Source organism: Gilliamella sp. WF3-4, assembly GCF_001690275.1.
Lineage (GTDB): Bacteria > Pseudomonadota > Gammaproteobacteria > Enterobacterales > Orbaceae > Gilliamella > Gilliamella apicola_C.
Genome location: NZ_LZGW01000006.1, coordinates 1 through 10,811, shown reverse-complemented (window position 1 = coordinate 10,811; position 10,811 = coordinate 1). Strand labels below are relative to the sequence as shown.

General features: G+C 40.5%; 2 protein-coding genes. Both read left to right on the top strand.

What is annotated here, in order from left to right:
• The coding region (locus tag A9G47_RS02165; RefSeq protein WP_065642047.1) for a two-partner secretion domain-containing protein at positions 1 to 10,269 on the top strand (10,269 nt) is incomplete at its 5' end.
• A 4-nt stretch (positions 10,270 to 10,273) separates the two neighbouring features.
• A complete protein-coding gene (locus tag A9G47_RS02160; RefSeq protein ID WP_065642046.1) occupies positions 10,274 to 10,633 on the top strand; it encodes a hypothetical protein in 360 nt (119 codons plus the stop codon).
• The last annotated feature ends 178 nt before the right edge of the window (positions 10,634 to 10,811 follow it).

Sequence of the window (10,811 nt, the reverse complement as noted above, 5' to 3'; positions counted from 1 at the left end):
TCAACGGCGAACGGCACCACACAGGTCAACATACAAACGCCGAATAATAAAGGCGTTTCACATAACAAATACCAACAGTTTGATGTCTCAAAGCAAGGTGTAATTTTAAATAACAGCAGTAAAACCAGCAAAACCCAAATTGGGGGTTATATCCAAGGTAATGAACTGTTAAATGCCAGTGGCAGTGCCAAAATCATCTTAAACGAAGTCAACTCACGTAACCCAAGCCAATTAAATGGGGTCGTTGAAGTTGCGGGACAAAAGGCTCAAGTGGTTATAGCCAACCCATCAGGGATCACCTGTAATGGTTGTGGTTTTATTAATGCGAGTCGAGGCACATTAACGACGGGTAAACCGATAATTGAAAATGGGGATTTAACCGGTTATCAGGTAGAGCAAGGTCATATAGCGGTAACGGGTAAAGGTCTGGACAGTTCTGGGCAAAGTTATACGGATTTAATTGCTCGCACGGTATCGATAAATTCTGCGGTATGGGCAAATGATTTAAATGTGGTGGCAGGGCGTAATAAAGTCAGCGTTGACGCACAAACGGTAACACCGTTAGGTGAAGATGATAACCCAAAACCGGAAGTTGGCTTGGATGTTTCGGCACTGGGGGGGATGTATGCGGGTAAAATCCAGCTAGTCGGGACAGAAAAAGGGGTTGGTGTACATAATGCAGGCGAGTTAGGGGCAAGTGCTGGTAACCTTATAATCAGTGCGGATGGGAAAATCAGCAATACTGGTACCTTACAAGCTAAAGGTGATATTCAGCTAAGCAGTCAACACACTATTAGTAACAGTAAACAAATTTACAGCAAAAAAAACCTTCAATTAAACGCCAAAAAAGCGATTGCTAATGAGGGGGCATTAATCGCTGAAAATAATGTCGAGCTTAAAGCCTCAACGATAAATAGTGGTAAAAGCAGTACCGTTGCGGCGGGGATTGACCAACAAGGGCAGTTGACTAAACAAGGCAATATTGCAGCCAAGGCTAAAGATGTTTTATTAACGGGCAAAAATTTAGCGGGTCAACAGATTGTGGTGAATGCGCAAGACAATGTTGACCTTGCAAACAGCCAAAATATAGCTAAATCGCTGGCGGTGACGGCTGACAATATCAATCTCAATGCGGCTAAAATTAATAGCAAAGAAAGCATCAATTTAAATGCCAATAATTTGATTGATAGCCGTTATTTACAAGCTAAAACTAATGCAACCTATTTTGCTAAAGCAAACGTAATTGATAACCAACAAGCGATTATACTGGCTGATAAAGATGTGGTATTGAATGCTAATAAAATAAATAACGCACAAACAAAACTCAATGTCGGCAATGCAATTCATTTTAATGGCAAACAAGTTATTGACAACAATAATAGTACCTTGCTGGCGAAGGGCGCGATTAATCTTCAAGGGGAATATATCACCAATAATGGCTCATTATTAGTAAGTCATGATTATTTGCACATAAAAGCCAATACATTGGAAAATCGCAAATCAACCTTGCAATCCAAAAAATATTTAACAATTGATAGTCATCTTTTTGATAATCAACAGTCTAAATTCTTGACAGAAGACACGTTAACAATTGATGCTAATCAAATTAACAACCAAAAAGTGGCTTTTAGTGCGAAAGGAACTATCACGATTCACGGTGAGCTAGTTAATAATGATTCTTCGACATTCATTTCAGACGACACAATTAATATCAAAGCTAAGCAATTTTTTAATCAACACGCAAAGCTCACTGCACAGCATAATATGGCTATTGATGGTCAGCAAGTGAATAACCAATCAGCAGAATTAAAATCCAATGGTCATTTATCAATTTATGCAACCGAGCTCGACAATCAATCTGCACTATTACTAACGAATTCGACCTTAACGTTACAAGGTAAAAATATCAATAATTATCATGCCGAACTCAGCGCAAGCGATCGCATTGCTATAACCGCAGAGCAACTATGGGTTAATGAGGGGGTATTGGTCAGTAATCATGATATCAATATGATAAGTTCGCATATTGATGCACAAAAAGTAAAAGTTAAAGCAAAAGGGGATATTAACCTGAAAGCGTCCGATGGCATTGATGCAACTGAAGGGTTAATCGTGAGTGAAAAACAATCCACCCTTGAAGCAAACACGGTTAAATTAAATGCAGCAACGTTAAGTGCTAAAGGTGACATAGCTGTTACAGCAAATTCACAATTAGACAACAATAATGCGAAATGGATTAGTGAAGGTCATATTACCGCAAATGCACAAACGATAAATAATCAAAATTCGTCAATATCGAGCTATAAAAATATTTACCTTAACGCACTGTATTTAAATAATCATAACAGCAAATTACAGAGCTATGGAACAATTGACTTATTGTCAAACAAGGTTAATAACCAAAATACCCTCGTCAATGCATTAGCGGCTATTCACATTCAGGCTCACGATATTGACAACCAACATGCACAAATAATTAGCCAGCAATCGATAAAGATAGATGGTAATAAGATTAATAATCGTCATTTAGCCATGCAATCGGGTAAAGCCTTATCTATAACGGCTACCGACCAATTGGACAATGCTGATGCGACACTCATTGCTGGTGACAAACTGGAGCTTAAGTCACAGCGCATTGATAATCAACGTTCAAAAATCAAGTCTGGTCATGACCTGACTATGCAGGGAAAAAGGATTAATAATCGACATAGCACCATGGTTGCGACGGGCGATGTTGGGTTTAATGGTGATGAGCAATTAGATAATCAAAACGCTGATATTCGAACACAAAATAAAATCACTATGGCTGCCAAGCAAATAAATAATCAAAATAACTTATTGGCAGCCGGTAACGAAGTTATGCTTAATGCAGATGAACTTAATAGTCAGTCATCCATATTAAAAACTGACGATAAGATTCGCATAAAAGCCAAAAAGCTTAATAGCGCATCGGTCAAATGGGTTAGCCAAAATGCCATTATTATTGATAGTGATGATATGGATAATCATTCATCTGTATTCAAAGCCGATAAGGGTATTGCCGTCAAAGCCGATAAATTAAATAATAACGAAGCAACCTTAATATCGGGAACCCAATTATCATTAACCGCTAAACAATTAGCCAATCAATCGGCCTATATTCATGCTGATAAAGGCATCGACATCCAAAGTACCGAATTTAATAATCAATCCGCCACGTTAATTACTAATGGCTCTATACATATTGATGCCGACAAAACGAATAACCAAGATAGCACCTTATCGGCTAAACAAAATATTACCGTAAACAGTAACGAAATAAATAATCAGCACGCCCTTGGGTTAGCGGATAAATATATTTCGATTCATGCCAATAACCTTGACAATCGCCATGCCTCCTTACAGGCCAAACAAGGTATGCAAATGGATGTCAATGCCCACCTAGCTAATCAACATGCGATGCTAATCTCAGGGCGAGATGGTATTATCATTCATGCAGATGCTTTAAATAATGAAGATTCTGAATTAAGCAGTAAAGGGAAATTGGCAATAACCGCCAACGAGGTCAATAACCACCAAGCACAATGGGTTGCAGAAAGTAACCTCACGGTCAAAGCGAATCACATCAATAATCAGTCTGCTGATATTCAAGCTAAAGGGGATATCACCTTAGATGGGCAAACCGTTGATAACCAACAAGCGAAATTGTTGAGCATGGGTAATATTCGGCTACATGCAGAGAATAATTTAACCAATAATCATGCCAAGCTTACTGCGATGCAACAAATTCAATTACAATCTCATGGCACGATTGATAATCAATACTCAATAACAGAGGCCAATAAGGGGATTTTGATTGAAGCGGATTCAATCAATAATCATCAAGCCAAATTGAATGCTGGAAAAATTGAGTTAAAAACCCAATCGCTTAAAAATCAACAAGCCGATATTGTAGCGAAAACGTTATTACATCTTCAAGCGGGTGACATAGCTAATAGTCAAGCTCGTTTATTAGCCAATGATATTACCATTACCGCAAATCAACTCAGTGGTGATGGTGAACTCCTTGCTGAACATAATATTGCGCTTAATTTAACTAATGCATTTGATAACAAAAACAGCTTACTGGCAAATAATGCTATTTCAATCAACGCCAGCCAAATTACCAATGACGGAAAAATCTCATCGGGTCAAGCCATCACCCTTAACAGTGACGAAATAAAAAATACAGAAAAAGGCATTATCGAATCAGAGGAAATCAACACCAATGGGCAAATATTGGAAAATAAAGGACTGATTGATGGTGGTGACGTTCACCTAAACGCATCGCAGCGTTTTGACAATCTGGACGGCGCGCGCTTATATGGGAATGGGATTGATATCCGAGCTCATCAGGTGAACAACCGAGCGCCTTCTTTAACCAGCCCGCTTGCGCCAACTATTGCAGCAAGGGACACGCTTTTATTGGATGCCAACACAGTAAATAATACCAATCATGCGCTGATACTCAGCTTAGGAGAGATGTATATTGAGGGTGAAACCTTAAACAATCACTCAGCACGGATTGAAGCGACTGACGATATGGCATTAAAAGTCAAGCAAATTAACAACATCAATGACCATATTGAAACCGAAGAGGTCTTAGTCGATAGTCAACATCTTATTGAATATTCACCAACCGGAGATGCTCGGCGATTTAAACCCGATGAAGTAAGTATTCGTACTAGCCCTAAAGAGCGGCATCGATACCCTGTTTTGCATTCCAATAATGGCGCTTTTAATTCCACTTATAAGTATTACAAATATGATTACACAAGGCATATTTATGAAACTAAAATCAAAAATACTGCACCAGCAGAAATCATCTCTGGTCAAGATTTGCATATACAATCCGACCATTTAGAAAATGATAACAGTAAAATTATTGCGGGTAATGCCTTAAATATTGAGACTGGCACACTCAATAATCACTCATTAAAAGGCCAGCACACGGTCACTGATATGGGTAATAAAATTTACCATTACCGCGAGAAAGAGACTAAGAAAGGTAAAGCCGTATATAAAAAAAGAGCAAAATGGAGCGACTATAACGACCAATCGGTCACCACCATCGATCTTGAGCATGCCAAAATAAAAGCGCACAGTAAAGAGGATAAAAGCCAAGTTGATTTACAACCACGTAAAGAGGCGAATGTTAGTATAGATATTATTGTTGATCCGATTAAGGCCGAGGTCAAAAACGACAAACACCTTAATAACTCACTGAAAGACATCATTAACCAAGGTGAGGAAAAGGGTAAAATCAGCATTTTACCGGAACATCAGGTCAATGATTTACCGATTATGCAACCTATTTATCAACCTGATAACGTTGACACACCAGCGCTTGATACCCCAGTTATTGACGCTAATCAAAAAGTGACCAGTGAAGATAGTCAGCATTATGGTGATTCAATTATCCTTGTTGAGCCTAATTTGACCTTACCGCAAAACAGCTTATCGATAATAAATAAAGCGCCACAAAGTCATTATTTAGTGGAAACTGACAGCCGTTTCACGGACCGAAAAAAATGGTTAAGCTCTGATTACATGCTCAACCGCTTAAAGGTCGATCCGAACAATATCCAAAAACGGTTAGGTGACGGTTATTATGAGCAGCAGCTGATTCGAGAGCAAATTATAGCCTTAACGGGGCATCGATATGTGGGTGATTATACCAGCGACCTAGAACAATATAAGGCATTAATGAATGCAGGCAGTGTTTTTGCGAAAAAATATGGCTTAGCTGTAGGTGTAGCACTTTCAGCAGCGCAAATGAAACAACTCACCAGCGATATAGTCTGGTTAGAAAGCAAAACGGTCATGGTTGATGGGCAAGCGGTGTCAGTATTAGTACCCCAAGTTTATCTGGTCAATAGACCACAGCTGACGGCGGAAGGGGGCTTATTATCAGGAAAAAATGTCACGGTAATCGCGGAAAATGACATTGAATCCTCGGGGGCGATATTAGGGAAAAAACGGGTTGCGCTATTAGGGGATAACGTCAATAACCAAGGCCTGATTGATGCAGGAACCCTCATCATTCAAGCCAAAGACAGCATAAACAGCCGTGGCAAATTACGTGCAGACAAATTGGCGTCTTTACAGGCCAATAACGACATCAACTTAAACAGCACCACGGCTACTACCGAAACGCATTACGGCGCAAGTAAAAGCAAAAATACGGTAATAGACCAAGTTTCAAGTCTCAACGTTAAAGCGGGGGATATCTACTTAAAAGCGGGTCATGATATCAATCTGGGTGCAGCTTTAGTGGTCAATGGGGGTGAAGATGGCACAACCAACATGATAGCGGGACACGATATCCATTTAACGACATTAAAGACAGAAAGCCATCAAGCATCGGTATGGAATAAAAACCACTCACACAAAGTGGATATAGACAACGTGGTAGGGAGTGAAATCTTAACCGATGGCGACCTCAATTTGATTGCTAGCAATGATATCTTGGCAAAATCGGCGCAGATATCGAGCAATAAGCGCTTAAATTTATTAGCAGAGCATGATATTGATATTGGTAGCGAGCAAGAACGCTTGCAATTAACGGAACATCACAAAAGCAAAACCAAAGGGATACTTAACAAAGGTTCGATTACCGAAGATATTGAAGTCGATAATATCACGCAAAAAGGCAGTGGCATTTATGGTGATAGGGTCAACATCAATGCGGGTAATAACCTTAAGGTCACGGGCAGTGAAGTGATTGGCAGCAATAATGTCGCGCTTAACGCAGGCAAAGATATTGCCATTGATGCGGCGGAAGAGTCTTACTACCACATGCAAAAAACCGTCACCAAGAAATCGGGATTAATGGGCAGTGGGGGTATTGGTTTTACGGTGGGTAAAGAGAAAGAAAACCTCAAACAAACCGATAACGAACAAGCCTTTTTGGGTAGTGTGGTGGGTAGCACGGATGGCAGTGTTAATATCCAAGCGGGTAAAGACGTGAACATCAAAGGCAGCGAAGTCATTGCGCAGCGTGACATCAAACTGCAAGGTGAAAACGTCAACATTGAAGCATTAGATGCCAAAACGACGTATAAAGAAGAGTACAGCTACGAAAAATCAGGTTTAACGGTGGCCTTAACGGGCACGGCCGCAGATATGTATGAAGCGGCCAAAGCCGTAGAGCGAGCCAAGAAACAAGGCAATGACAAACTCCTTGCCCTACAATCCATCAAATCGGCTTTAACAGCGGTCGAAGCGCTAGAAGATAGCCAGCTCAAAAACCAACAAGGTCAAAGCCAAGCTTCAATTGGTGTTAGTGCCATGGTAGGCACTCAGCGCACAGAGCGAGAAGTCAACCAAGCGCAACACAACGTCATCAGCAGTAGCATCTCGGCAGGGCGAGACATCGACATTATCGCCACGGGTGACGCCAACAAACAAGGCGGAGACATCACTCTTAAAGGCAGTGAAATCAACGCAGGGAACAATATCAACATCACGGCGAATCGGGATTTAAATGTGATTGGTGCGGTCAACACCCAGCACAGTGACCGTGATGAAAAAAGCTATGGAGGAGGGGTTGGTATCCAGCTTCAATTTGGTGGTGATGAAAGTGGCTTACGCTTTAAAGGCAATGCCAACTTTAGCCGAGAGCGAGAAAATGCGGATGGTAGTGCTTGGACAGAAAGCGTGATTGATGCGAAAAACAAGCTCACCATCAAAACGGGCAACGACACTAACATCATTGGCGGCCAATTAAAAGGCAACACGGTCAACATGGATGTGGGTAACAACTTAAACATCCAATCACTGCAAGATACGGACGACTATGATTACGAAAAAATCAGTGCTTCGGTCAGTGGCAGTGCTGGCTTTGGTGGCTTTAGTGCCAACGGCTCATTATCAAGTACGGACATCGACAGCAAATGGGCAAGTGTCACCGACCAATCGGGTATTTTTGCTGGCAAAGGTGGCTTTGACATCAAGGTAGGCAACAACACCGACCTAAAAGGGGCGGTCATCTCCTCGGAAGCCGAAGACCCGAGCAAAAACCGCCTTGATACGGGCACCATTAGCTTTAGTGACATCAAAAACAAAGCGGAATTTAATGTTAGCCATATCTCGGTCAGTGGCGGCACGGGTGGCGCAGGTGCACCAGCGGCATATCAAAACAGTGAAAAAGACTCAAGCATCACCCACTCAGCGGTAGAGCAAGGTCAACTCATCATCCGCAACAAAGACAAACAACAACAGGATATTAATGATTTAAGCCGAGATACGGAGCATGCGAACCACACGTTAAAACCGATATTTGACAAACAAAAAGAGCTCGACAAAATCGAAACGGTAGAGCTTATCAAAGACATAGCCCAACAGACGAAAAGCATAATGGGCAAATATGACCGAATACAGGCACAAAACAAAATAGACAACGACGAAGAAATTAAAAAAGGCCTAAAAGAAAAAACCACAGATCAGCTAAAAAAAGAAAAGCTTAAAGCTCAACAAGAGCCAAGCTATACCCCAAAAAGCTACGACGAGCTTTACCAGCAAAATTATTATAATGCCGTCAGCGATGCAGTGGTAAAAAATGCAAAAAACAACCTTGGCACCATGGGTGGAGATGTCAGCAAAGGCATAGACTCAGCGGCTTCAATCATTACCGGCATCATCACTGGCGACGTCACGGGTGGCCTTGCAGGTGCTAGCGCACCATGGCTAGCAGAGCAAATTAAAATACATGCAGGGGATAACGAAGTAGCTCGTTTAACGGCTCACGCCATATTAGCGGGCACTATAGCCGAACTACAAGGCAACTCAGGCTTAGCGGGTGGCGCAGGCGCAGTAAGTGGCGAACTTGCTGCAGAAGCCATCCTCAATCTTTATAAAGATGATAACGGTAAAAAGAAAGACATCAAAGACCTCACCGAAGCAGAAAAACAAAACATCAGCGCATTATCGCAACTAGCCGCAGGTCTTGCCACGGCCAGCGTTGGTGGTGATATGGGTGATGTTGGTGCTTCGATAGCTGCGAGTAAGAATGCGGTTGAGAATAACCGTTTAACTACGCGTAGAGAGAATAAACGAATTAGAAAATTGGCTAAAGGAGATAAGCAGGAAGAATTACGTTATCTAGCAGCAGCATGTGCACTAATTAAATGTTCGTCCGAACTGGCTGATAATGACCCGCAGAAAGCGGTACTCCGAGAACTAGAAAAGTTAGGCAGTAGTGACGAGTTACAAGCATATAGAGAAACGCTTGAAGCTCAAGAACACACAAAAAATAGATCTATACTTGGAATACCTTATCAAAAAAATGAAAAGTTATTTCAGTATACATTTTTTGATGGTATTTCAGATAACGTAGTATATATTAATAATGAATACAGCATAACCACTCGAGCAGGAGGTGTCCTTCAGGTTGGGGCTGCTGTTTTGGATGGGGTCGGAGCAGTCGCATTATCACCAGCTTGTAGCTCAGTGGTGGGATGTATACCAAGTGCATACCTAACATGGTCAATGGCTGATAATGGCGTAACGGGATTAAGGGTCATTTATAATGGCAAAAGTTATCATACGCAAACCGCCGAGGGACTTTCTAAGATATTAGGCGTGTCAGCATCAGATGCTGAACTGTTATTTTCACTCTCAACAGGTGGCGTTACCGCAAAAGGTTTTAGTGATTTAGCTTGGAAGTCTAGAGCTATAGGGAAGTTATCGGCTAAAGATGTAGAGCAATTAAGTAAGAATGTTAATAAAGCAACAGCTGGGGGTGCTGGAAAGGGAGCAAATGGACAAATAATAAAAAATAGTGAAGGTTTGAATGAAGTAAAAATCAATCAAACACCGCTTGAAGGACAAAATCGTCTCAATACGCCAGATCTGGGCGGTAGTGGTAAATTAAAACCCGCTGAAGCAGCCGCTGCAGCGCAGCTTGAGCCAGTATTAGGTAAAATGGAGCGTTATACGCCGCCTGAAGGAGCCACAACTGGTTCTTCACCAGACTTTATTATTACTTCAGGTCCCAATAAAGGTAAAACTGTTGATGCAATGTATACAACTGACAAATTGTCACAAAAGGAAATTGATGGTTTAAATAAATTTTATGAAAAAAATATGGCATCAGGTAGTGGTAAAGATGTTATTCAAGATCATTTGAAGAAAGCTGATTATGTACCTGTTGATTTTAGGGTGTTAACACCAACTAACCAAAAGATCTTTATTAATTACATAAAAACATTATCTAAGGCACAGCAAGATAAAATTATAATTATGAGGTAAGTACATGGGGGCAAGTTTATTTATTGGTTGGAATGATAAAGGGCAAAGAGAAGCTAATTTTCAACGAACAGGGGGATTTATTAATAGCAGTTATTGGGATGCCTTTGGTGATTTGCTAGATGCAGTATTTTTACCTAACTATCCTAAATTACATGAAATCATAAAATCGGAAGAAGGAGAATACTTAAAGTTTTATTCTTTTGTCGAGTTGGACAAGGAACAATTTAACCAATCTGTAAAATTAATAAGGGATTATATTGCAAAGCAGAGTAATCCAACCGAATGGCAAAAAATGGCTCAGGTGGTATGGAATGAAATAGCGGAGCCTTATATTATTAAAGATAATCGTTATCAGCCCAGTTAGATTAATTCCATCTTGAATTTTACATATTAGCAAGTTAAAGGTGACGGTTAACACCGTCACTAAATCCTATAATTCCAATAAAACAAAAGTCTAATAAAACATTAATATCAAAATACTAAACAATAACCAATATTGAATCTTAATCAAACTAAACGGTATATACTCCTGAATAATTTTT

What these genes read in the sequence shown, in the direction of transcription:
- A9G47_RS02160 (WP_065642046.1), top strand. Translation starts at nt 10,274, where the DNA reads ATGGGGGCAAGTTTATTTATTGGTTGGAATGATAAAGGGCAAAGAGAA.